Genomic DNA, 24,483 nt, shown 5'->3' with positions numbered 1-24,483 from the left:
TGTAGTTTTAGTGGTGATTAACTATCTTAAAGGTTACATATTTTAGCAAAGTGCTTGGGAATAGTTCTAATCCACAGAAAGTTGAGGCAAAATAAAAGTTAAGATGAACTCAATGAATCTATATTAGAGATATAGTTATCCACAAAAGATTTTTTTTGTGGATAATTATTTTTCATCTAATACATTGGTATTCAATAATGAAAATGAAAATGTTTCACGGAGGGTGTTTTTCAGGTTAATTTTTGTGTATTTTTGTCAAGATAATTAAGAACTATGGCGAAAATTATTGGAATAGCAAACCAAAAAGGAGGAGTAGGAAAAACCACTACTGCGGTAAATTTAGCTGCAGCACTGGGCGTGTTAGAGAAAAGAGTTCTCCTGATAGATGCTGACCCTCAAGCGAATGCAACTTCTGGTTTGGGAGTAGAAGAGGTAAAGTATTCTACTTATCATTTGTTAGAGCATAGTGTAGATGCGAATGCTTGTATTCAGCGTTCTTCGTCTCCTCATTTGGATATTATTCCATCGCATATTGATTTGGTGGCGGCAGAAATAGAACTCGTGGATAGAGAAAACCGTGAATATATGCTCAAAAATGCCTTAGCATCTGTGAAGGATAATTATGATTTTATTATCATTGATTGTGCTCCGAGCTTGGGTTTGATTACTGTCAATGCACTTACGGCGTCAGATTCTGTGATTATCCCTATACAATGTGAATATTTCGCTTTAGAGGGATTGGGTAAACTTTTGAATACGATAAAGAATGTTCAGAAAATTCATAATCCTGATTTAGATATTGAAGGATTACTTCTTACTATGTTTGATAGTCGATTGAGGCTTTCTAATCAAGTGGTGGAAGAGGTACATGCACATTTTCCAGAAATGGTTTTTGAAACCATTATTAGCAGAAATGTAAGGCTAAGCGAGGCACCGAGCTTTGGAGAAAGTATTCTTAATTATGATGCCGAAAGTAAAGGGGCTATTCAATATTTACAATTGGCAGACGAAGTGCTTTCTAATAATAAAAAGAAAGCAATATAAATCTTATTTTCTACTACAATGAAAGATAAAAAAAGAGCAATGGGAAGAGGCTTAGGTGCTATATTAAGTGCCGAGTCTAAAGCTTCTGTACATACCGCTAATGATGAAGGAGCGGATAAATTCGTAGGGAATATTGTAGAAGTTCCTATTGAAGATATTTATCCTAATGCCACCCAGCCTAGAACGCATTTTGATGAAAAGGCATTACAAGAATTGGCTCAGTCAATTAAGGAATTAGGCATTATCCAGCCGATTACCTTAAGAAAAGATGGTGAGAAATTTGAAATTATCAGTGGAGAAAGAAGGTTTAGAGCATCTAAAATAGCAGGGCTAAAAACCATACCAGCATATATCCGTTTGGTAGATGATCAGGTGATGCTAGAAATGGCACTGGTGGAAAATATTCAAAGAGAAAATTTAGATGCCATAGAAATAGCACTCACTTATCAGAGATTATTAGAAGAAATAGGACTTACACAGGAAAAACTTAGCCAAAGAGTAGGTAAGGAGCGAAGCACAATTACTAACTCCATCCGATTGCTAAAACTTAATCCCGAAATTCAAGATGCCATCCGAACGGGAAAAATTTCCGCAGGCCATGGCAGGGCTATCTTGAGTATAGAAGATGAAGCAGCTCAGCAAACACTTTTCAAAACGATTATTGACAGAGGGCTTAGTGTAAGACAGGCGGAACAAGAGGCTAATTTACTGAAAAATGGTAAGAAAAAAACGATAGTGGAAAAAGCACCACTTCCTAATCATTTGAAAAAGATTCAAAAAACCCTTGAAGATTCTATTGGTAAAGAGGTAGAAATTAAAGCAACCAAAAAGGGCGACAAGGGGAAAATAATTCTTAATTTCTCTTCATCTGAGGAGCTTGAAAAAATCCTTTCTTTCTTTCAAGATGCGTAGCGTTGGTCTTTTTATTTTCACTATTGTAGGTATTTTTTCTCAAGCACAAAACATTGAGAATGACACGATTATTATAGAAAACAAAACTGAAATTCTGACTACCGAAAAACCAAAAAGAATAGAAGAGGTGGTAGCAGATGTAGAACGGGTGAATGCAATAAAAATTCCTCGGGTGAATACTCCTATTAAAGCGGGGCTTTATTCAGCGGTACTCCCAGGGATGGGGCAGTATTATAATCGTAAATATTGGAAAATCCCTGTAGTATGGGGACTTATTGGTACCTCCGTAGGAATTACTTTGTATCAAGATAAACAGTATCAGCGTTATAGAAACGCTTTTGTTCTTGAGTTAAATGGACAGCCCAACGAGTTTTCATCATTGGGTATCAGCAACTTGAAAGAAGCTTTGGGACGCCAACAAGATACTATGAAAAGATACAGAGATTATTGGATAGCGATTACAGGAATTGTTTATATACTTAATATCATTGATGCAGTGGTAGATGCTCATCTTTCGGAAGGCCGAAAAGACCCTGATTTAGCACTTTCACCTACCATGATTTACCAGCCAGAACAAGCTTTTGTAGCTTCGGGGTTACAATTAAAATTTAGATTCTAAAAAAACATCTCACTTTTGGGTGAGATTTTTTTTGCATAAATTGTAATGATAAAAGCAAGAGATTCGAAGTTAGAGATTAGGAGCTATTCGATAAAAGTTTCCTGTCTACTGCTAATTACCTTTTATTATTAATGTTTTATGATTTATGATTTTTTTATGATTTATTGGGAGATTGATTTTGTTTAAATTTTTGTAAATTTGCATATTAACGTGATTGTATCCTTAATGGAGGAATCAAGAAAGTAAAAGATTGTATGTCAAATCAAAAAATTCTTTACATTACTACTGAAATGTTTCCTTATCAGGAAGATTGTGCTATGGCAAACTTGGTCAATAAGATGGCATTAAAAGCACATTCTGAAGGAAATGATGTTCGTGTATTCATGCCTAAATTCGGAACCATAAGCGAAAGAAAATTTCAGCTGCATGAGGTAATTAGGCTTTCTGGAATGAATGTGATTATCAATGATTTAGATCAGCCGCTGATTATTAAAGTTGCATCGCTTCCTGGCGAGAGGTTACAGGTGTACTTCATTGATAATGAAGAATATTTTAAAAGAAAATCTATTTATACAGATGAAGAAGGAAAACCTTTTGAAGATTTAGGGGAAAGAGCTATTTTCTTCGCAAGAGGGGTGATAGAAACCATTAAAAAGCTAAACTGGGTGCCTGATGTGATTCATCTTAACGGATGGATGTCTGCTTTCGTTCCTTTGTATTTAAGAGATTATTATAAAAATGATAGCTATTTTAAAGACTCTAAAGTGGTTTTATCATTGTTTAATGAAACGGTATTGCCTTTAGAGAAAGATGTAATGGAAAAATTGAATTTTGACAAGATTCAAAACCTTCATTTTTCTGAAAATTCTACTACACAGGATGTGGTTTTTTCCATTGTCAATGATGTAGATGCTCTAGTGAAAGGAGATGAATTCTTAGATGATGAAATAGAGGTAGTGTATAAAAATGCTAACTCTGAAACCTACGATTATTTAGATGAAAATAATATTTTCCAAGCCTATGAGCCTGGAAATAAATAATAAAATCAATCTTCTATGCTAAAAAAAATCATGCCTAAAGCATTGGTATTGCTTTCGGGATTAGTAGTACTGAGCTGTGAGCCAGAAGTAGATCGGCTTGGGGAGCAATTTTTTCCTAAAACAGATGTTGAAGAAGCTCATTACGATATTGTCGGGTATAATATTAACAATAAAGATACACTGAGAGCCGATAATTTAGAGCTGGGGAACCTTATGCTAGGTGCCTTTAGAGAGCAGGTGTTTGGAACGCAAAAAGCAGCTTTCGTTTCTCAGGTTCGTTTAGAAAATTATGCACCGGATTTTGGAGAAAATCCGGTGGTAGATTCAGCAGTATTGGTGCTTAAACCGCTGTATGATGTTCGTAAGCCTGATGAATATGAAGATGGGGACTATGTTTTTCCTGATGGAGATGTGGCTGCAAAGAAAAAGGTAATTTCATATCCAGTACATAAATACGGTAAGGAAACTCTACCCAATGGAGAATTTACCATTAATGTTCAAGAAGTTACAGATTATTTAGGAATGGTCTCTTCTCCTAAATTTTCTAATAAGGTGGTTGGGCTAAACTCTACTCTTATTGGTACTAAGAAGTTTAAAGGAACCGTAAATGAAGTTAATATTACCAAAGATGAGGATAATTCTACACTCTATTCTCATGATGCTTCTTTGAGAATTCCTTTGGATAAGGCGTTTATCCAATCAAAAATCATTGACAAAGAAGGTACTTCAGTACTTGCAGATGCAGCGAGTTTTATCCGTCATTTTAGAGGGGTAAGAGTTTCTGTAGAGGAAAATGATGGTTATCTGATGAGTCTAGATTATAGTGCCATGCACATCATGGTTTATTATAAAAATGATAAAACGGAAAACGGAACTACTACTCGTGTAAGACAGAATTTTAAGATGTCTTTAGGGGCTGGGAATGTGCGTTTTGGTCAGTATGAATATGATAGAGCGGGTTCAGCCGTGGCTACAGCAATGTCTAATATCAATACCGTTTATGGAGATAATCAGCTTTATCTTCAAGGAATGGGAGGACCTAGCGTAGGACTTAGAGTTCCAGCATCAGCCATTAGTGATTTAAAACAGAAATTCCAAAATGACAAAGTAGGGATTATGGGGGCAAAAATAAGATTGTACCTAGATGACTCTTGGGAGAATGATTATGAATTGCCAACTCGTTTTGTTTTCTATCAGAAGGATAAAAATGACTTTATTCCTGATATGAAGGTTTTCTCTTCCATTGAAGATTTTTCGATCTTTGCATTTCAAAATAAAACTCCGAAATATTATGATATCGTAGTAACGGAGACATTAAAGAGAATCGTGGAAAAAGAAGCAAAGAATCAAGATTTTATTCTTGAAATAGGAAACTGGAGAGTAAATACTCAAATAGGTCAATTGTATGGCTTTCAGTATGATACTAGAGCATACACACCTCACCGAATGGTTTTTACGGGTACTCAGCCAGGAAATGATAAAAAAGTTCAACTTATAGTAACTTACGCTAAAAACTAAATACATTATATAAAATATGTGCGGAATTGTAGGATATACAGGTTTTAGAGATGCTTATGATATTGTTATCAATGGGCTTAGAAGATTAGAATATAGAGGATATGACAGTGCGGGAATAGTTACTGCTGAGAATAATGGTCATTTTAATGTGGTAAAAACCAAAGGGAAAGTAGATGATTTGGTAGGTATTTCCGAAAATATGAAGGGAAGAGCTTCTTTCGGAATAGGACATACTAGGTGGGCTACACATGGCGTGCCTAGTGATACTAATTCACACCCTCATGTTTCTAATAATGGGAAAATAGCTTTGGTACATAATGGAATCATTGAAAATTATGATACCATAAAGACTATGCTCATTTCTAAAGGATATACATTCCAGTCAGAAACAGATACAGAAGTATTGGTCAATCTGATTCAATACATTATGGAAACACAGACGGAAATTGATTTTCCTACTGCTGTTCGTTATGCACTCAATGAAGTGTATGGTGCTTATGCTATTTCTGTAATGCATGAAGACTATCCAGGAATCATGGTAGTAGCTCGTTTGGGTTCTCCTTTGGCAATAGGACTAGGGGAAAAAGAGTATTTTATTGCTTCGGATGCATCACCGTTCGTGGAATTTACTAAAGAGGCTATTTATCTAGAAGAAGGGCATATGGCAACCATTAGCCTAAAAGATGGGGTAGATATTCGTGTCATTGTGGATAATACCAAAGTGGAAGCTCCTATACAAGAATTGAAATTGAGTTTAGAGCAGATAGAAAAAGGAGGATATGAGCATTTTATGCTGAAAGAAATTTTTGAACAGCCTAAATCTATTCAAGATACGCTTAGAGGAAGACTCTTAGTAAATGAAGGAGTTATTAAGATGGCTGGGATATGGGACCACCTTGAAAGATTTAACAATGCAGGAAGAATCATTATCATTGCTTGTGGTACTTCTTGGCATGCAGGCTTGGTAGGAGAATACCTTATTGAAGAGTTTGCAAGAATTCCAGTAGAGGTGGAATATGCTTCGGAATTTAGATACAGAAACCCTATTATTACAGAGAAAGATGTGGTTATTGCTATTTCTCAGTCGGGAGAAACGGCAGATACTTTGGCAGCACTTCGTTTAGCAAAAGAAAAAGGAGCGTTCATCTATGGTATATGCAATGTGGTGGATTCTTCTATAGCTCGTATTACGGATGCAGGTTCTTATACGCATGCAGGACCCGAAATAGGAGTAGCATCTACCAAAGCATTTACTGCTCAGCTTACTATACTTTCTTTAATAGCATTAAAATTAGGAAAGCATAATGGTAAACTAGGTAATGCCGAATTTACTCAGCTCGCAGCAGAATTAGATGCAATTCCTAAAAAGATAGAAGAAGTACTTAAAAACAGTCACAATATCTGTAAAGAAATTGCTAAGCAGTATGTAGATGCTACCAATTTCTTATACTTAGGTAGAGGGTATAATTATCCTTCGGCTCTAGAAGGAGCTTTGAAGCTCAAAGAAATTTCCTATATTCATGCAGAAGGATATCCAGCAGCAGAGATGAAGCATGGACCTATAGCATTGATAGATGAAAATATGCCTATCGTAATTGTAGCTCCTAAGAGAGGACACTATGATAAGATAGTGAGCAATGTACAAGAGATTAAAGCGAGAAAAGGACAAATCATAGCTATTGTAAACCCAGGAGATGAACAGGTAAGTAGCATAGCAGATCATGTTATTGAAATTCCAGATACTTCCGAGTGTTTCTCTCCTATAGTAGCCGCTATTCCTATGCAAATATTGGCATATTATATAGCAGTATTCAGAGGAGCAAATGTAGATCAGCCGAGGAATTTGGCAAAATCAGTAACAGTGGAGTAAGGCTCAAAATATAAACGGAGTATTAAAAAATGTTAATGATTTTTTAATACTCCGTTTTACAATGTATATATTGATTAATATTTTGTAAATCAATAATATAAAATAGTATTAGTGGATTGTAAGTAAAAAAAATAAAACAATTATTTTTAGAAGTATTTATTTTTTTTAGAAAAATCTATTAATACATATCAGAAAAAATTATATATTTACAGCTAAATAAGAAAAATTAACATGAAAAGGATATTTCACATTGTAGCAGGAGCATCATTAGTTGCTGTTGTTTCATGCTCAGGTGGTGGCAGAGGATCCGCTGGTAAACCTGGTGTGAGAGGGGAACTTATCCCTCGAGAAAAATCAAAAAGTTTCGTGGCCGAAAGACCGTATGGAATGGTATCCATTCCGGGAGGATCTTTTGTAGTAGGACTTGCTGACCAAGATTTATCAGATACTCCAGAAAAAGCAAATTTAAAAACGGTTACCGTTTCTTCTTTCTTTATGGATGAAGCGGAAACTACTAATGGTGAATACCGAGAGTTTATTAAATATGTAAGAGACTCCATCGCAAGAACTTTATTAGCAGAAGCTGCTGGTGAAGGTGGTGAAGAAGCAGGAAATGGACAAAGTATAGGAGACTATGCATATCTGATTCGTGAAGAAGATGAAGAGCTAAGCCCTTACCAAGAGTGGCTAGAATCTCAAGGAGGGAGAGGAGATGACTCTGGCTACGATCCTAATAAAAAACTGAACTGGAGAGTACCACTTCATTGGAATACCAATAATTACCCAGATGTAGAATATGCAGAGGTAATAGAGTCTATGTACATTCCTGTGGCTCAAAGATACAGAGGAGAAAGAATGATAGATGCTTCTAAATTGAAGTATTCTTATGTATGGGAAGATCATAATACGGCAGTTCAAGAAAATTCTCGTTACGGAGGCTTCCTAAAAAGAGAAAGTTTGGCCATCTATCCAGATACTACGGTTTGGGTGAAAGATTTTAAATATACTTATAACGAACCATTGTTTGAACAATACTTCTGGCACAAAGCATACAAAGATTATCCTGTGGTAGGTGTAACTTGGGATCAAGCCAGAGCGTACTGTGATTTCAGAACGAAACTTAAATCGGACTATAATGAAAGTCTAAAGAAAAAGAAACAAAGACCAATGCGTTTTAGACTTCCTACCGAAGTAGAATGGGAGTATGCAGCAAAAGGTGGAAGACAAAATGCAAGCTATCCATGGGGAGGTCCTTATTTAGTGGACGATAGAGGATGCTATTTGGCTAACTTTAAGCCGAAAAGAGGAAACTATGTAGAAGATGAGAAAACAGGAACCTATACATTCACCGCACCAGTGAAAAAATTCCGTAAGAATGATTATGGACTTTTTGATATGGCAGGAAATGTAGCAGAATGGACTGATTCACAATATGATAATTCTTCATATCAGTTTACTAACTCATTGAATCCTACTACTAAAAGAAACAATGATACGCGTAAATCTGTGAGAGGTGGCTCATGGAAAGACATAGGCTATATGCTTATGACTGGAACTCGTGATTGGGAAAGAAAAGACTCTGCAAGAAGCTATATCGGTTTCAGAACAGTACAGGATATCCCTGAGGGAGCAGTAAAGTCTCGTAGAAGATAGATAAAAAACAAATACACTATTTCATAACAATTAAAACTCAAAACTATGTTCAAAACAAAAGAAGCTTGGATGAACTTTTTTTACTCCATGGGTGCTGCAGTAGTAATCTTAGGAGCATGGCTTAAAATTACACATATTAACTTGGGACCAATTACAGGTAATGCGGCATTAACCATTGGACTAGTAACAGAAGCTATTATTTTTATCATATTTGCTTTTGACCCTCCGAAATCCGAAGAATCTTACGCATGGGAAAATGTATATCCAGAACTTTTAGATAAAGATGCTACTCCTAATCCTGCACACTCTACATTGGGGGCAAGAAGTAGTAACAATACTTTGGTAGCAGAAATGAGAGATGGACTTTCAGAAAAACTAGATAAAATGCTGGAAGAAGCCAAGCTAGATGTAAGCCTTTTCGAAAGATTGCGTACAGGAATAGAAAAGTTCTCTGGTTCTGTAGATCAAATTAATCAAACGGTAGATGTATCTGCTTCTACACATAAATACAATGAGCAGCTGAACCGTGCAGCACAGCATATGGAAGGAATGAACCAGCTGTATGCACTTCAGTTAGAATACGGTCAAAAACAGGCGGAGTACAACCAAAAATATGTGGCTGACCTTGAAAAATCTGCAGCTCAATCTGAAAAATTCAATGAAGAATTGGCGGGGCTTACCCACAATCTTAATAATTTGAATAGAGTGTACGGTGGTATGCTTTCAGCAATGAAATCATAAATAGTCCTTGTTTCATTAATAAAATTGTAAAAATATGGCACAAGGAAAACAGACACCGCGTCAGAAGATGATTAACCTCATGTATTTGGTTTTCATCGCGATGATGGCACTCAATATTGATGCAGAGATTATCCGCTCTTATTATGAATCTACCAAATCTCTTAATGAAACTCGTCTATTGACAGAGGAAAAAAACACAGGGATTTTTGAAGAAACATTAAAAGCGAAAGCAGAAACAGTACCCGATACTTATGCTGAACCTTATGAGCAGTATAAAGTATTGAAAAATAAGATAGATGCTTTGGTAGGATATGTGGAAAATATTAAAACTACTCTAAAAAAAGAGTCTGAGTTTTCTGAAAAAACTGAAGATGGAAAACCGATAGATCTTTCTGAAAGTTTTTCTCAGCTGAATAATAATGAAATTCCTACAAGATATTTCTTTGCAAAGGGAGAAGAGGGGAAACCTACTGATAATGCTAAGAAAATGATGGCAATGATGGATGATGTAAGAAATTATATCAACAAAACTTTTGCTAATAACGGTAATCTAAAATCTTTGGTGGATAGAGCGAATAAATCACTCATCACAGAGTATAAACAGAAAAATCCTATTGAAGATAAGTCTTGGTTACAGAATAAATTTTACCATCAGTCATTAATCGCTACGCTTTCTAATCTTGAAATCATCCAGAATGATGCTAGAAATGTACAGTCAGATGCATTGGCATTAATGCTTAGAGAAAAAGTAGATGCTACCATTAAGTTTAATAATTATGACGCTGTGGTAAAAGCCCCAGTAGATGTGGTGCAAGGTACTAAGGCAGAAGCTACTGTATATCTGGCATCTTACTCTAATAGTGATAAAATCAAAATTTCAGGAGTAAGCCAAACTGAAAATGGTAAAGGAATCATTGGATTGAATACAAGCGGATTGGGAACCAAAACACTTAGTGGTACCATTACGGTAAGTATGGCAGACGGAAAACCATTAGAAATTCCATACACGCATACTTATAATGTAATTGCAGGACAGAAAGAAGTACAATACGAAACAGGAGCAGTGGTAACTGCAGATAAGATGAATGTAATGTATCGTGGATTAGAAAACCCAATTTCGGGAGCTATCCTTGGAGTGGACAATTCTAGACTTTCATTAACTGCACAGGGAGCGAAGGTGAAAAGTACTGGACCAGGAAAATGGACGGTAGTTCCAGGAACTGGAAATTTAGTGAAAGTAACCATTTCAGGAACAGGACCAAGAGGAACAACGAGCAAAACTTTTGATTTTAGAATCAAAAATGTACCTCCACCAAATGGACAGATTCGTGGTAAAAATGTACTTAGTATGCCAGCATCTTCTATTGCAAATCAAATCGTAGCAGTAGCACTTCCAGATTTTGACTTCCCAGTTTCATTTAATGTAACCAGTTTCTTGCTGAAAGTTCCAGGAAGAGCTGCGATACCGGTAACCGGAAATTCACTGGAATCTGTAAGAGGTGCAGTAAGCAATCTAAGATCTGGAGATGTAGTATCCATCTATGCGATTAAATATACCGCTCAAGGTATTCCTGTAGCACCTGGTCGTGAGGCTTCAAGTATTCAAATTAATGTTCAATAATAATTAGGAATAAGAATTATGAAAAAATATGTAAGTACCCTAATGGTTTTTGTAGCAGGATGGGCTTTCTCTCAATCTATTCTCAATGCGAAATCTCCAGAAGAGTTTAGAAAACAAAGAGAAGAAAACTCTAAAGCTAAAGCAGATGGAAAATCAAATAGGATTACTCCATTGTCTTACGGCTATATAGATGAGAAGGATATTTTCAAAAGTGTATATGTATGGGAGGTAATAGATTTGAATGATAAAATTAATCAGCCTTTCTATTACAACATGGAAAATAGCTTTTCTAGGCAAAATAAATCATTGTATAATGTACTTTTAGATGCCGCACTTAGCGGAGAAATAAAAGAGGTATATGATGATGAAGATTTTACTATGAAGCTTTCCCCAGAGGGTATCCGTCAGCGTTTGGTGTACGAAAGATTAGATGATGCAGCATTGGATATCTTGGAATCTGGGAGACAATTGACTCCAGAGGAAGTGCGTCAGTACACTGATATCAGCGAAACTAAAACGGATAAGGTGAAGATGATTAAAATCTTCGGAATGTGGTTCATAGATACCAGAGATGGACAGATGAAATACAGACCACTTGGTATTGCTGCAATGGGACCAGACCCTACAATTCAAGGAAGAGTAGGTCCTGACGGACAACCATTGGCTGGGGCAAATGAACTTATTGACCTTTTCTGGATTTATTATCCAAGTGCGAGGGAAGTGCTTGCCAATAATATGATTTACAATGGTAAAAATGCTTCCGCAGATATTAGTTTTGATGATGTAATCAATGCAAGGAGGTTTTCTTCCGTTATTTATAAATCATCTATCGGTGTGGGAGATGGTAAAATAGAGGATTATGTGCCGAGAAATGCAGAAGAGCAAATAGAGGAAAGTAACAGAATCCGTGAAGCTATTCTCGCTATGGAAAATGAAATGTGGAATTATTAACATCTTATAATAAACCACTTATCTAAGAGAATATACCATTCAATAATAAAAACAGTACAAATTCTAATATTTGTACTGTTTTTATGTTTTTTAGAGGGGATAAATAATTGAGAAGTTAGAGATTTGTTTTCTTATACGATGTACAAAGTAAAAAGTATAATGATTCAGGGATTTGAAAAAGTGATAAATTAGAAATGGTGGAGAGACGATTTCCTGTCCTAGAAAAAACAATATTAGACACCGGATGTTGGAAATTAGAAACAGTCCCAACAAGTAATTCGCTAACAGCCAATAGATTCCTATGGTAAAACTAAATTATCTCCTTTTTTGTATCCAAATGGTATAATCGGGAAATAATTTTTGAAGTCTTCTCCTTTCTTTGGGATTGGTGAGCATCAGCGTGGTGCTAAGGAAATTTGCAATGACAGCATCTTTGCCTTTTACCGAAACACTACTGACTTCCGTGGAGGGCATTCCCGTTTTGGGGTGAATGATATGTCCATACTTTTTATTTCCGATAAGTGCGAATTTTTCATAATCTCCACTGGTTACTATGGCTTCATTTTTAAGATGGATTTTTTTGTATTTTCTTTTTCTATAAGGACGGAAAATACCCACTGTCCATGCTTTTTTCTTTGGTGGATTTCCTATTGCCATGATATCGCCACTGCCATTTACTAAAGCACTTTCTATTCCGAAACGCCCTAATACTTCCATGGCTTTTTGTACCGAATACGCCTTTCCAATAGACCCAAAGCTTATTCTTGTTTTAGGATGCGTGAGAAATACGGTTTTATTGGATTTGTTGAGTTGTAAATATTGACTTCCTACTCCTTCTAAGGCTTTTTTGATTTGAGTATCAGTAGGGATTTGAGACATGGAGCCATCGTACTTCCATATCCTTTCCATTCCGGCGTAAGTAATATCAAAAATTCCTTCCGAAGTTTCACTATATTTTTTAGCTATTACCAAAAGATGAAACAGTTCATCATTAACTGCGATGGCTTTTTTTCCAGCGTACCGATTGATTTCGGATACGGGAGTATTGGGTTGCCACTCTGAAATGAGATTTTCTATCCGAATGATTTCTTTGATGGATTCATGTATGGCCATTTTTCCATAATTCTCATCTTCATGATACACTACTATATGAAACGGAGACCCCATCAAAATAGTGTCCACGTTGACTTTCTTCTGCCCGAAAATGGTATGGAAGCACATTAGAGAAAAGAGGAATATCCCCCTATTCCCCAAAACAGAAATAGAAAATGTTCTTTTCATGATAATGATTTGGGTATTGAATTTAATAACAATCGGCTTTCAATACTTTCCTAAGATATAAATCTTCTATAGTGATAGTGCTTTTTTGTTTTTTTAATTCATTAGAAATAAGTGTTTCTACTTCATTTTTTAGTTCTAACGCTCCACAAATCATCACGGGATACCCCTTGCAGAGGTGGGAGATAATGGACGCTATATCTTTTTCAATGAAGGCGGTGATTCTTTGCTGTTGCTCATCTCGTGAGTAGGTCCAGTAGAGTGAAGAAAGAAGCCCGTCTTTTTGTTGATTTACCAGTCTTTGGCGTAGTTTTTCCGTGCTTTCTTCTTTAAATCGGAAACCAGCATACAGCGTAATAGGTATTTTTTGGAGATTATGTGCAATCATTCCAATGAATGGAGCGATGCCAGTACCATTGCAAATCATAATGGTAGGCACATTTTCAAAATGAAATGTATCATTTTTTTCTATGGCTACTGATAATGTTGCTCCTTGAGATAATGATTTGAAATATTCAGAACATAAACCATTTGGAATGTATTTGGTTACTAAGTCAATGGTATTTTTATTCTCGGATTGGCTGATGGAATAATATCTAAATAGCTCTGAGTTTGGGAGCTGTACTCTCAATAAATCACCGCTTTTAAATTTCTTGTCCGTTTGTATATTTAGCATCGTGTATCCATTTCGTTCAGAAATATCGGTTTTACCTATGAGTTTTGCATCATGGTATTGAATTTCTATTTCTTCTTTTGTATTAGAAATCACCGCAAGGTCTAAATGTCTTCTGATTTTTTCTTCAGCCGCTTGGATTTCCGCTGTATTTTTATCATTGATGGCATCAAAAAATACAATTTCTCCTTTATTCTGAATTTGGCTAAAAATAGTTTTTGCAAAAGCATTATAATGTTCGTAATCCTTAGAACCAAAACCTATGATACCTATTTTTACAGCTTTATTCGGTGCCTGTTGTTCTAACTTTTGTAAAAAAGAATCGGCACTGCTCGGAGCTTCTCCATTACCGTAAGTAGAAGTGAGTAGGAGTATTTTTTCAGCATTGGGGAAGACTGTCCATTCATTGAGCGTTCCCAGAAATACTTTATTTCCTTGTTGGTGGATTTGTTCAGCATACTGGTAGGCGATTTCCCTTGTGCTACCGTTTTCAGAGCCGTAGAGAAGGATGACTTTTGCCTCTTGAGAAGTAGAGAAGCGTTTTGTAGTAGGTTTTCTTTTCTGTGCAAAAAGCATAAACCCTGTGATGATAAATCCTGGAATACTCAGTGCAGCAAGGGAAATGACCCACGCCCAAATATTGCTTGATTTTCCTGTATGCAAATTAAAAGAAAGCGTTTTCCACTGCGTAGCTGGGGTATTCACTTCTTGGCTTACTACTGCTCCAGAATGGTAGTCTAATTCGTACTTTCCTTCGGTAGTTTCTATTCTATAATTTTCAGATTCATCAAAAGGTAAATCAAAAGATACTAACTGATTTACAGTGGTTTTTTGCAGGAAGTCAAAATCTTTTACGCTTTTGTTTTTTGTTTTTTCAATGGTAAGTTTTTGCTCTGATGCAGGGGTTTCTTGGAGGATATTGAATCGGAAGAAAAAAAGCACAGCCCCCGTAATTCCTATGATGAAGAGCGGAATGAAAACCAATCGAGATACGGAATGATGGAAAGTCATAGGGAAAGAGCCATAGTTCCACTTGGTAAAGAGATGTTTTTTCTTTGGAATGATTCTTAGCATGTAGAAAAAACCTGTAATCATCTCGATTACAAATAGTAGAGTAAGTATTCCTACCAGCATCCTACCCTGATTGTCTAGAAATAAGGAACGATGGAGGACTGTAATCCACTCTATAAATTTATTTTTTTCTATTTTTCCCTCGGTGATTTTTCCTGTCTGTGGGTTAATAATTCCCTTTATTTCGTCATAATCTTCATTATACGCCTGAATTTCCAACTGATGTTCTCCATTTTTCTTTATGGAAATTATTTCAGCATAGTTTTCTTGTGCCTTTTCAATTACCGTACTGATAGGGAAATCCTGAAATTTATCCGAAGGTTTCAATGCCTCGTGTACACCTAAAATAGCGCCTGTAATAGACGCTATAAATAAGTAAATAAAAATGATAACAGCCACAGCAAGGTGGCTGTATCTCCATATTTTCTTTGTCATTAAATACTATTTATTTTTACAAAACGGATGTATCCTTTGCCATCTACTTTTTCTTCAATAGTAGCTTTATCCAAAGGAATCTCTAATTCAGAAGCCACATATTCTCCATGTTCCACTGCACTTTCAAAACGGATTTTATTCCCCTTATTCATCAGGCTTTCATCTATTTGAATGGTGAATATATTTCTTTTTCCACCTGAAACGGAAGCTCCTGTAATGGCATCTAGTTTTTCTGCTTTTTTATTTTGTGCATTATGCCATGTTTTGAGGCTATCATACCATCTTTCGTCATCACCCATCACTTGTAAGGTTTTTACAAATTGTCCTTTACCATTTACAATGTAGGCCGCAATGTAAGCCCCTTGTCCTGGGTAATTTTTCATTTGTACTAAGCATTTGTATTTATTCTGTCCGAAGGCAATACTTGCCATTAACAATGCACCAACTGCGAAAATTTTCTTGATATTCATTATAATTATTTTAAAAAGCTAAGATTGATATTTTTAGATTGTAAAATTTCATTTTCAGAAGCCAGAGCATGAGCAGTTTCTCCAAATTCATTTTCTATTTGGGTATTGGCTCCTGCTTCTATGAGTAGTTTCATAATATTTTCAGAGGTGGCTACCATTGCATTATTCATCAGTGCGGTATTGCCTTGGCTATTTTGGGCATTGACCTCTTGAGAGAATTGCAAGGCTATTTTCATCAGCTCTATATTGTCCGTTTCTGCTATCAAATGAAGAAGTGTATTTTCATTTGCATTTTTTGTTCCAAATTGGAAATGATTCTTTTTCAGGAGAGTTAGTTTTTGTGAGATATGCTGTACACTTTCTTTTCTTCTTGGAGAATAACTTTGTGTAATATAGTACAATAATCCATTTCCTTTATTGTCTTTTACATCGGTTTTCGCTCCGTTTAGGATGAGGTACTCCATCATTTCTGGGGTAGAATATTGGGCGGCCATCATCAGTGGGGTTTGAGCGAGGTTATTTCCCGTATTGATGAGGTTTTTATTCCTTTCGGATTTAAGTAATGCCGTGATATTTTTTAAATTTTTGCTTTTAGCTGCCGAAAGAAATGGAGAAGCTCCTTCAGTGTCTATCTTTCCTGTATTTATTTTTTTGCTCAGTAGAAAAGCTACTTGTTCTTCACTATTGTCTTTTCCTGCAAGGTAGTGGAGTGCATTTTTACCCTCTTTATCCGTAGTATCAGGGTTAATTTTTAATGTTTCTATCAGATAAGTAAAAATAGGGAGACTATTGGTGGCTCTTATTCCCATAGCAGCCATGATCAGAGCTTGGTCTGTATAGGGATAGCCTTTTTTTACCATTGCCTCTACGGTTTTTACATTTCCTGCTCTGGTAGCATAATCCACAATGGTTCTTCCGAACTTATCTTTGTCTTTTACGCTAAGTCCTTTAGAAATGAGATACTCCGTGGTTTCTAGTTTTTCATTATCCCTTGCAGCGGCTATCATCAAGGCATTTGCACCATTGTTATCTAATTTTTTTACAGGATAACCTGCGTTAAAATATTTTTCAAAAGTAGCTTTGGTCATTCCTCCAAGTGCTCCAAAATCAAAGGGCGTCCTTCCACCTGTATCTTTTGCGTAGAGGTCAGAGCCTGCTTTGATGAGGTATTCTACCAGTTCGGTACGGTTTCTAAATGATGCCCAGTGAAGATAAATTCTACCATCATGAGTTACTTTATTCACCGCGTTCCCGTCTTGAGACAGGAGATAAATAATAGTTTCATAAGGTGCATCATTATTGATGGCAAGGGTTACAGGGTCAAATAGCCCATCATTAAATTCAGAAGGTGAATGTCCTGCAGATATATCTGCTTTGATTGTTTCTACCGTAGGCTTTGCTTTCCAGTAATTTTGATTCAGAAATTTATTTTGCCCTAATAAAAAGGCATTGACGAATAGTCCACTGAGTATGAAAATTCTTTTCATAGATTATACTTTATTTTTTATTGAAACAGCGATTTTGCTTTGGCTGAAAATCTATTTTTTAGATTAAATTTAAATAATGGGGCAAATGTACTTTTTTTTATTTAATCGGCAATGGTTAATTATAATAATTCTAAATAACATGCATTCATTTAGATGAATTTAACTTTGTACAGTTTATATTATCAAAGATAATGCAACTGGAATGAATTCGTTTTTTGATTGTCAAAGAAATCATAAAAGTAGCATCATTATAAAAACAAATTAAGAATGAGAAAACATTTGGTGTTATTAGCTACTGTGGTAAGCACATTCGCTATTGCTCAAACGGGAAAAATAACTATTTCTATATATGATGATTTTTCTAAACAGCCACTTGCTGCAAAAGTACAAGTACTGAACTCCGAAAAGGAAGTGATGGGAGTAGGAAGTGTGGAAATAGATGGCTTAGAGGCAGGAGATTATTCATTTATCATTTCGGCAGAGGGATATGAAGTAGGCACACTGAATGATATTTCTGTGTTACCTGAGCAGAATATCTTGCATTCCATTGGGCTTAAGAAAAATAATACCAGAGCCATAGGAGAAGTAGTCATTTCCAGAAAAGTATATAAAACTACTCCTGAAAGTCCTGTCTCTCTTAGAAATATTTCTAGTGAAGAGGTGCAGAAAAATCCAGGTTCTAATCGTGATGTTTCCAAAGCAATGCTTTCTCTGCCAGGTGTAGGAACTACGGCAACTTTTAGAAATGATTTATTCATCCGTGGAGGTGCCTCATCAGAGAATACATTTTTTGTAGATGGAATAGAGGTCCCTGTGATTAATCACTTTCAAACCCAAGGAGCAAGTGGTGGGCCAAGAGGTATTCTTACCGTAGATTTTATTAAAGATGTGGATTTTTATAGCGGTGCTTTTCCTGCCAAAAGAAATAGAACACTGTCTTCTCTTTTTGAGTTTAATCTTAAAAATGCCCGAAAAGATAAGATGGGCTATAAAGTGATTTTAGGGCTGGATGATATGCAAATCATGGCAGATGGTCCTTTGTCTAAAGATCAAAGCTGGACAGGACTTTTCTCAGTAAGAAAATCTAATTTACAGCTTCTTTTTAAAGCCATCGGTTTGCCATTTTTGCCTTCGTATTATGATACGAATATTAAGATTGCTAAGAAATACCAAAGCGGAGATGAACTTTATTTCATCGGTATAGGGGCAATAGATGAGTTTACTTTTAACCAAAATGCAAAAAATACGCCTTATAATCTCTCTTTGATAGAAAGACTGCCCGTTACACCCCAATGGAATTATACCATAGGAGCAGGATATAGACACCTTACAGAGAATGGAAACTGGCTCTTTACCATGAGTAGAAATATGCTGGATAATAAAGCAAAAAAATACTACCGAAATAGAGAAACTCCTGAAAATCTTTTGTTAGATTATGATTCGCAAGAGGTGGAAAATAAAATGCGTATAGATAGAAATTTCCGTCTCGGAGATTATCAGATGAGTACAGGGACGAATGTTAATTTCGCCAATTATAGAAATACTTCTTTGGTCAATAGGGTAACTGCTACGGGGGTCTTAAAAGATGAATATCAAACCGATGTAGAATTGGTGGAGTACGGGGCTTACTTTCAGGGGAATACTAAATTGTTAGATGATCAGTTGCAGGTTTCCGTAGGGTTAAGGGTAGATGGGAATTCATATTCACGGATGATGAATAATCCTTTGAAACAGTTTTCACCAAGGCTTTCCTTAAGATACGCACTTTCTCCGAAATGGAGCCTGAACTTTAATGCAGGGCAGTATTTTATGAAACCTGCATATACCGCCATGGGATTCATGCAAAAGGGTGTTTTGGTGAACCAAAATACATTGAAATACATCCAAAATGCTCAAGTGGTAGCAGGGCTAGAGTACAAGGGGAAGAACCAGCTGAGAATTACGGCAGAGACTTATTATAAAAAATATAAAAACTATCCTTTCTCACTTAGAAATGGTGTCTCTATGGCAAATTTAGGCTCTGATTTTGGGGTCATTGGTGCCGAAGCATTGGATAGCCGAGGAGTGGGAGAAACCTATGGAGTGGAGATTTTAGCACAAAAAAGAACGGTAAATAATTTTTATGGTATTGCGGCCTATACTTTTGGCTATTCTAAGTTTAGCGATGCTGTGGGGAATTTATTGCCATCGAGCTGGGATACAAGGCATATCGTATCTTTAACGGCAGGAAAGTATTTAGGTAGAAATTGGAACTTAGGTGCCCGATTTAGAATGCAATCAGGATTTCCACAAACGCCTTATGATATCATGACCAGTGGACTGGTGAATATTTGGAATATCAATAATGCTCCTGTATATGACTACTCTAGACAAAATTCTTTGAGAGGAAACGCCGTGCATCAATTGGATATTCGTGCTGAAAAAAAATGGATATTTTCCAAGTGGCAACTGACAGCTTATATGGACATTGTGAATGTATATGGCTCTAAAAATCCAAGTATATTACCTGTAGTTTCATTAGAACGAGATACACAAGGGAATGGTATTATTGCCAATCCTTCTGCATTACCTTCCCAGCAACGCTATCAGCTGAATATGGATACACCAGATCGTACCACACCTTTGCCTTATTTTGGGATAATTGTGGAATTTTAATTATTCCACAATTTCGGTGTAGTTTTCAATTACCTCTTGGATGAGTTCTTTCATATCCGTAAGGGTATCTATTTCTAAGAATCTTTTTTTGTATGCTTTAAAATGAGGAATCCCACGGAAGTAATTACTATAATGCTGACGCATTTCCAGTAATCCTGTTCTTTCGCCTTTCCATTCGGTGCTCCACTCTGCGTGCTGTTGTACGGCGAGAAGTCGGTCTGCCAATGTAGGTTTAGGGAGGAGAGTTTGGTCTTTGAAAAACTGTTTTATTTCATTAAATATCCATGGATAACCTATGGCAGCTCTTCCTATCATGATGCCATCGCATGCGTATTTTTCACGGTATTCTTGAGCTTTTTGGGGGGAATCTATATCGCCATTCCCGAAAATAGGAATTTCAATATTCGGGTTTTGTTTAATGCGGGAAATATGCTCCCAGTCGGCTTCTCCTTTATACATTTGAGCTCTGGTTCGGGCATGGATGGTGAGTGCTTTGATGCCTGTTTCTTGTAGTCTTTCAGCCACTTCATCTATATTAATAGAGGCAGTATCCCAGCCCAATCTTGTTTTTACGGTTACAGGCAAATCGGTAGAGTTTACCACAGCTTTGGTCAGTCTCACCATCAGGTCAATATCTTTCAGTACGCCTGCACCAGCACCTTTACATACTACTTTTTTTACGGGACATCCGAAGTTAATGTCCACAAGGTCTGGCTGTACGGTATCTACTATTTTTGCAGACATTGCCATAGCCTCTTCATCTCCCCCAAAAATTTGTATGCCGATGGGTCTTTCATAGTCAAAAATGTCTAATTTTTTTCTAGATTTTATTGCATCTCTGATGAGTCCTTCTGAAGAGATAAATTCAGAATACATAAGGTCTGCACCGTGCATTTTACATAATTTTCTGAATGGAGGATCGCTCACATCTTCCATCGGAGCGAGGAGAAGTGGAAACTCTGGAAGTGAGATATTACCTATTTTTACCATGTTGCAAAAATACGATATTATCTCTTGTGATGAAATTCGTAAATTTGCAAATTCTTAGATGATTTAAAATGACCAAAACTGCTGCTTATCATACACTCGGTTGTAAACTTAATTTTGCGGAAACATCTACCATAGCTCGTACGCTGACAGAAGCGGGGTATGAAAAGGTGAGCTTTGATGAAAAGGCTACCGTATATGTGATTAATACCTGCTCTGTAACGGATAATGCAGATAAGGAATGTAAATTTCATATTAAACGGGCCATGAAAGCCAATCCAGATGGTTTGGTGGTTATCGTGGGATGCTATGCCCAGCTAAAGCCCGAGGAGATTTCTAAGATAGAGGGAGTGGATTTAGTTTTAGGAGCAAAGGAGAAATTTAATATTTTGTCTTACCTAGATGATTTGCGTAAATCTGAAAATCAAGGAACGGTTCATTCTTGTGAAATAGAAGAGACAGATTTTTTCATTGGTTCTTATTCTATTGGGGATAGAACGAGGGCTTTTCTGAAAGTTCAAGATGGTTGTGATTATAAATGTACCTATTGTACCATTCCTTTGGCAAGAGGGATATCTCGTTCGGATACCATTGAAAATATTGTGAAAAATGCGAAAGAAATTGCTCAGAAAGACATTAAAGAAATCGTGCTTACAGGAGTAAATATTGGGGATTATGGTAAGGGAGAGTTTGGTAATAAAAAACATGAACACACTTTTCTTGATTTAATCAAGGAATTAGATAAAGTAGAAGGTATAGAGCGAATTAGGATTTCTTCCATTGAGCCTAATCTTCTAAAGGATGAAAGTATAGAGTTGGTATCGAGGAGTCATCGCTTTGTGCCTCATTTTCATATTCCATTGCAGTCTGGGAGTGATGATTTGCTCAAAAAAATGAAACGCCGTTATCTCACAAAATTATATACGGATAGAGTAATGAAAATTCGTGAAGTGATGCCCGATGCTGCTATTGGGGTAGATGTCATTGTGGGGTTCCCAGGAGAGACGGAAGAAAAATTTTTAGAAACTTACCATTTTTTGAATGATTTGCCTATCTCTTATCTTCATGTGTTTACTTATTCTGAAAGAGAAAATACAGAAGCGGTAAAGATGGACGGTGTAGTGCCTGTGCCCGAGAGAAAGAAAAGAAATAAAATGCTGAGAATTTTGTCCGAAAAAAAGAAAATGGCATTCTATGAAAAACAGCTGGGCAAATCTCTGCCTATTCTTTGGGAACATGAGAATAAAGATGGGAAAATGTACGGATTTACAGAGAATTATGTGAGAGTGCAGAAACCTTTTGATAGTAATTCGGTGAATAAAGTAGAAGTATTGAAACTGAATAGAATAGAAGAAGATGGCAGTGTGTCTGTTCATGCAGATTTTGACCTTTTTTTAGAAAAAATATAAATTAATATTAGAACTCATCTTGACTTTTTATTTTACTCAATTCTCACTATTTCAAAGCAGTTCGCCAAAGTTTAAAACATCGATAAAGTATCAAAAAATAATGAAATTCATTGGGCTAAACATTTCTCATAATCCCATTTATAGATTTTTAATAAAAAGATTATTATACTTAATTTTCTTTACTTGTTAATGATTATTGTTATCAAATAAGTCGAGATAGCTTCTTAGTAACAATTTTATAATCAATTATTCGTAACATTATGAGGAAACAATTTCTTGTACTGGGTCCCATTGTTATTGCTTTTACTTTGGCAATAGCATGGCTTATCAAGGCGCATTATTGGATACCGATATTGCTCACTTGTGTTTATATTTTGGGACTGTATAATGCTTTTCAGGCCAAGCATGCCATACTGAGGAATTTCCCAGTTTTAGGCTATTTTCGTTATTTCTTTGAGAGTATTTCTCCAGAAATTCAGCAGTATTTTATAGAAAGAGAAACCGATGGAAAGCCTTTCCCTAGGCATCAGCGTTCTGCAGCGTACAGAAGAGCGAAAAACATTAGCGATACGGTAGCGTTTGGTACTCAGCTGGACATTAACCATAGAAAATATGAAGGGATAAAACATTCTATCTATCCTAAAATTCCTAAAAAAGAATTACCGAGAATCATGGTAGGAAATGAGCAATGCTCAAAGCCTTATAGTGCATCATTGTTTAATATTTCTGCTATGAGTTTTGGTTCTTTGAGTGATCGGGCACAGATTTCACTAAACAGAGGGGCTAAAAAAGGGAATTTTTACCATAACACGGGGGAAGGAGGTATTTCTCCGTATCACCTTAATGGAGGAGATTTATGTTGGCAAATTGGTACCGGCTACTTTGGTTGTAGAGATGATGAAGGTAATTTTGCCCCTAAAACTTTCGCGGAAAATGCCCAAAAAGAAAGCGTAAAAATGATTGAGATAAAAATATCTCAGGGAGCTAAACCAGGGCATGGAGGAGTACTTCCAGGACAGAAAAATACGCCAGAAATTGCTAAAATAAGACATGTACAACCAGGGAAAACGATTCTTTCTCCACCTGGACACAGTGCTTTCTCGGATGCAGCAGGATTGCTCCGATTTGTGCAACAATTGCGTGAGCTCTCTGGGGGTAAGCCCGTTGGGTTTAAGCTATGTGTGGGCGATACTAAAGAGTTTGAAGATATCTGTAATCAGATGAATGTACTGAAAATTTATCCCGACTTTATTACCGTAGATGGTGCCGAAGGAGGAACAGGGGCTGCACCGCCTGAATTTTCTGATGGAGTAGGGATGCCATTAGAGCCTGCATTAATCTTTGTAAATAGAACTTTGACCAACTATGGCTTGAGGGATAAAATGAAAATTATTGCCAGCGGTAAGGTGCTTACAGCATTGGATATCCTCAGAGCTATAGCTATGGGAGCGGATATTTGTAACAATGCTAGAGGATTTATGTTCTCTTTGGGATGTATCCAAGCACTGAGATGTAATAATAACACATGCCCTACGGGAGTGGCCACACAAGATAAAAAACTCATCAAAGGATTAGATATAACTGATAAAACAGAACGAGTGTACCATTTCCATAAGAATACCCTTAAGATGTGTAATGAATTAATAGCAGCTGCAGGTAAAGATAGCTATGACCAAGTAGATGCGGATATGTTTATGCGTGGAGATGAATTTGACCATCTTTCAGATCAATATTTCCCAGATATTTTAAATAATGTGAAAACAAAAAGAGGGTAAACATAATTTTATTTCTGCCTTTAACCTTATTACCCCTTTCAGAGGAATGCCTCTGAAAGGGGGTTTTTTGTGTTGAAAAATTAAATGTGAATAATATGGTATAGTTATAAAAAATCCATATTTTCATTATTCTAATGATACTAATGAAAGTACTGTTATAAATAGTGTATGTAATCGTGTTAATTTGTTATGAAAATTTGAATTTAAGCAAGTGATTTGTCTCATACATTAAACTCAAATGAAATTTAGTATATATTCTATTTTTGCCTTATTT

The 24,483-nt window shown here is 36.2% G+C and carries 18 protein-coding genes; 13 read left to right on the top strand and 5 right to left on the bottom strand.

The window, feature by feature from the left end:
• Positions 1 to 273 precede the first annotated feature (273 nt).
• From HMPREF9699_RS05000 to porN, 10 genes are all read left to right on the top strand, one after another.
• Positions 274 to 1,044 (top strand): ParA family protein, encoded by a 771-nt coding sequence (locus tag HMPREF9699_RS05000; protein WP_002662932.1) that lies wholly within the window; start codon positions 274 to 276, stop codon positions 1,042 to 1,044.
• A gap of 18 nt (positions 1,045 to 1,062) precedes the next feature.
• On the top strand, positions 1,063 to 1,956 hold the full coding sequence (locus HMPREF9699_RS04995) for a ParB/RepB/Spo0J family partition protein (RefSeq protein ID WP_034985628.1): 894 nt from the start codon (positions 1,063 to 1,065) through the stop codon (positions 1,954 to 1,956).
• Positions 1,949 to 2,575: a DUF5683 domain-containing protein gene (locus tag HMPREF9699_RS04990; RefSeq protein WP_002662930.1), complete on the top strand. Its 627-nt coding sequence runs from the start codon at positions 1,949 to 1,951 to the stop codon at positions 2,573 to 2,575. Before HMPREF9699_RS04995 ends, HMPREF9699_RS04990 begins: the two co-directional genes overlap by 8 nt.
• Before the next feature lie 254 nt (positions 2,576 to 2,829).
• Positions 2,830 to 3,615, top strand: a complete 786-nt coding sequence (locus HMPREF9699_RS04985) for a glycogen/starch synthase (RefSeq protein WP_002662929.1) — start codon at positions 2,830 to 2,832, stop codon at positions 3,613 to 3,615.
• 15 nt (positions 3,616 to 3,630) lie between these two features.
• The gene (locus tag HMPREF9699_RS04980; RefSeq protein ID WP_245946055.1) at positions 3,631 to 5,133 is read left to right on the top strand and encodes a DUF4270 domain-containing protein; all 1,503 of its coding nucleotides are present in this window, start codon (positions 3,631 to 3,633) and stop codon (positions 5,131 to 5,133) included.
• Positions 5,134 to 5,149: 16 nt separating this feature from the next.
• The gene (glmS, locus tag HMPREF9699_RS04975) at positions 5,150 to 7,003 is read left to right on the top strand and encodes a glutamine--fructose-6-phosphate transaminase (isomerizing) (RefSeq protein WP_002662926.1); all 1,854 of its coding nucleotides are present in this window, start codon (positions 5,150 to 5,152) and stop codon (positions 7,001 to 7,003) included.
• A gap of 231 nt (positions 7,004 to 7,234) precedes the next feature.
• A complete protein-coding gene (gene porK / locus HMPREF9699_RS04970; RefSeq protein WP_002662925.1) occupies positions 7,235 to 8,656 on the top strand; it encodes a T9SS ring complex lipoprotein PorK/GldK in 1,422 nt (473 codons plus the stop codon).
• 45 nt (positions 8,657 to 8,701) lie between these two features.
• Positions 8,702 to 9,397: a type IX secretion system motor protein PorL/GldL gene (gene porL, locus HMPREF9699_RS04965; protein WP_002662923.1), complete on the top strand. Its 696-nt coding sequence runs from the start codon at positions 8,702 to 8,704 to the stop codon at positions 9,395 to 9,397.
• A gap of 34 nt (positions 9,398 to 9,431) precedes the next feature.
• Positions 9,432 to 11,018, top strand: coding sequence for a type IX secretion system motor protein PorM/GldM (gene porM / locus HMPREF9699_RS04960; protein ID WP_002662920.1), 1,587 nt, complete (start codon positions 9,432 to 9,434; stop codon positions 11,016 to 11,018).
• Between the two features lie 18 nt (positions 11,019 to 11,036).
• The gene (porN, locus tag HMPREF9699_RS04955) at positions 11,037 to 11,969 is read left to right on the top strand and encodes a type IX secretion system ring subunit PorN/GldN (RefSeq protein WP_002662919.1); all 933 of its coding nucleotides are present in this window, start codon (positions 11,037 to 11,039) and stop codon (positions 11,967 to 11,969) included.
• A gap of 315 nt (positions 11,970 to 12,284) precedes the next feature.
• Here porN and HMPREF9699_RS04950 read toward each other — a convergent pair whose 3' ends face one another.
• From HMPREF9699_RS04950 to HMPREF9699_RS04935, 4 genes are read right to left on the bottom strand one after another with little or no spacing between them, the layout of a single operon-like run.
• On the bottom strand, positions 12,285 to 13,250 hold the full coding sequence (locus HMPREF9699_RS04950; protein WP_002662917.1) for an FAD:protein FMN transferase: 966 nt from the start codon (positions 13,248 to 13,250) through the stop codon (positions 12,285 to 12,287).
• Between the two features lie 22 nt (positions 13,251 to 13,272).
• The gene (locus tag HMPREF9699_RS04945) at positions 13,273 to 15,426 is read right to left on the bottom strand and encodes a PepSY domain-containing protein (protein WP_002662914.1); all 2,154 of its coding nucleotides are present in this window, start codon (positions 15,424 to 15,426) and stop codon (positions 13,273 to 13,275) included.
• The gene (locus HMPREF9699_RS04940; protein ID WP_002662912.1) at positions 15,426 to 15,896 is read right to left on the bottom strand and encodes a DUF2271 domain-containing protein; all 471 of its coding nucleotides are present in this window, start codon (positions 15,894 to 15,896) and stop codon (positions 15,426 to 15,428) included. The genes HMPREF9699_RS04945 and HMPREF9699_RS04940 overlap by 1 nt, the downstream gene beginning before the upstream one ends.
• Positions 15,897 to 15,901: 5 nt before the next feature.
• Positions 15,902 to 17,383: an ankyrin repeat domain-containing protein gene (locus tag HMPREF9699_RS04935; RefSeq protein WP_002662910.1), complete on the bottom strand. Its 1,482-nt coding sequence runs from the start codon at positions 17,381 to 17,383 to the stop codon at positions 15,902 to 15,904.
• Between the two features lie 267 nt (positions 17,384 to 17,650).
• On the opposite strand from HMPREF9699_RS04935, the gene HMPREF9699_RS04930 reads away from it, so the two are divergent.
• Positions 17,651 to 20,038 (top strand): TonB-dependent receptor, encoded by a 2,388-nt coding sequence (locus HMPREF9699_RS04930; protein ID WP_002662907.1) that lies wholly within the window; start codon positions 17,651 to 17,653, stop codon positions 20,036 to 20,038.
• Here HMPREF9699_RS04930 and dusB read toward each other — a convergent pair whose 3' ends face one another.
• Positions 20,039 to 21,028 (bottom strand): tRNA dihydrouridine synthase DusB, encoded by a 990-nt coding sequence (gene dusB / locus HMPREF9699_RS04925; protein ID WP_002662905.1) that lies wholly within the window; start codon positions 21,026 to 21,028, stop codon positions 20,039 to 20,041.
• A gap of 68 nt (positions 21,029 to 21,096) precedes the next feature.
• Here dusB and mtaB point away from each other — a divergent pair, with 68 nt between their 5' ends.
• Positions 21,097 to 22,434, top strand: a complete 1,338-nt coding sequence (mtaB, locus tag HMPREF9699_RS04920; protein WP_002662904.1) for a tRNA (N(6)-L-threonylcarbamoyladenosine(37)-C(2))-methylthiotransferase MtaB — start codon at positions 21,097 to 21,099, stop codon at positions 22,432 to 22,434.
• A gap of 260 nt (positions 22,435 to 22,694) precedes the next feature.
• The gene (locus HMPREF9699_RS04915) at positions 22,695 to 24,209 is read left to right on the top strand and encodes an FMN-binding glutamate synthase family protein (protein WP_002662903.1); all 1,515 of its coding nucleotides are present in this window, start codon (positions 22,695 to 22,697) and stop codon (positions 24,207 to 24,209) included.
• The last annotated feature ends 274 nt before the right edge of the window (positions 24,210 to 24,483 follow it).

This window comes from Bergeyella zoohelcum ATCC 43767, assembly GCF_000301075.1.
Taxonomy (GTDB): Bacteria; Bacteroidota; Bacteroidia; order Flavobacteriales; family Weeksellaceae; genus Bergeyella; species Bergeyella zoohelcum.
Note: the sequence above shows the minus strand (reverse complement) of the source record. Positions and strands in the feature narration are given on the sequence as shown.

Bases quoted from the DNA above. Each gene is read 5' to 3' on its own strand.
- HMPREF9699_RS04950 (WP_002662917.1), bottom strand. From the start codon at position 13,250: ATGAAAAGAACATTTTCTATTTCTGTTTTGGGGAATAGGGGGATATTC.
- mtaB (WP_002662904.1), top strand. From the start codon at position 21,097: ATGACCAAAACTGCTGCTTATCATACACTCGGTTGTAAACTTAATTTT.
- HMPREF9699_RS04990 (WP_002662930.1), top strand. From the start codon at position 1,949: ATGCGTAGCGTTGGTCTTTTTATTTTCACTATTGTAGGTATTTTTTCT.
- porN (WP_002662919.1), top strand. From the start codon at position 11,037: ATGAAAAAATATGTAAGTACCCTAATGGTTTTTGTAGCAGGATGGGCT.
- dusB (WP_002662905.1), bottom strand. From the start codon at position 21,028: ATGGTAAAAATAGGTAATATCTCACTTCCAGAGTTTCCACTTCTCCTC.
- porM (WP_002662920.1), top strand. From the start codon at position 9,432: ATGGCACAAGGAAAACAGACACCGCGTCAGAAGATGATTAACCTCATG.
- HMPREF9699_RS04985 (WP_002662929.1), top strand. From the start codon at position 2,830: ATGTCAAATCAAAAAATTCTTTACATTACTACTGAAATGTTTCCTTAT.
- HMPREF9699_RS04940 (WP_002662912.1), bottom strand. From the start codon at position 15,896: ATGAATATCAAGAAAATTTTCGCAGTTGGTGCATTGTTAATGGCAAGT.
- HMPREF9699_RS04995 (WP_034985628.1), top strand. From the start codon at position 1,063: ATGAAAGATAAAAAAAGAGCAATGGGAAGAGGCTTAGGTGCTATATTA.
- HMPREF9699_RS04935 (WP_002662910.1), bottom strand. From the start codon at position 17,383: ATGAAAAGAATTTTCATACTCAGTGGACTATTCGTCAATGCCTTTTTA.
- porL (WP_002662923.1), top strand. From the start codon at position 8,702: ATGTTCAAAACAAAAGAAGCTTGGATGAACTTTTTTTACTCCATGGGT.
- HMPREF9699_RS04945 (WP_002662914.1), bottom strand. From the start codon at position 15,426: ATGACAAAGAAAATATGGAGATACAGCCACCTTGCTGTGGCTGTTATC.
- porK (WP_002662925.1), top strand. From the start codon at position 7,235: ATGAAAAGGATATTTCACATTGTAGCAGGAGCATCATTAGTTGCTGTT.
- HMPREF9699_RS04915 (WP_002662903.1), top strand. From the start codon at position 22,695: ATGAGGAAACAATTTCTTGTACTGGGTCCCATTGTTATTGCTTTTACT.
- HMPREF9699_RS04980 (WP_245946055.1), top strand. From the start codon at position 3,631: ATGCTAAAAAAAATCATGCCTAAAGCATTGGTATTGCTTTCGGGATTA.
- HMPREF9699_RS05000 (WP_002662932.1), top strand. From the start codon at position 274: ATGGCGAAAATTATTGGAATAGCAAACCAAAAAGGAGGAGTAGGAAAA.
- HMPREF9699_RS04930 (WP_002662907.1), top strand. From the start codon at position 17,651: ATGAGAAAACATTTGGTGTTATTAGCTACTGTGGTAAGCACATTCGCT.
- glmS (WP_002662926.1), top strand. From the start codon at position 5,150: ATGTGCGGAATTGTAGGATATACAGGTTTTAGAGATGCTTATGATATT.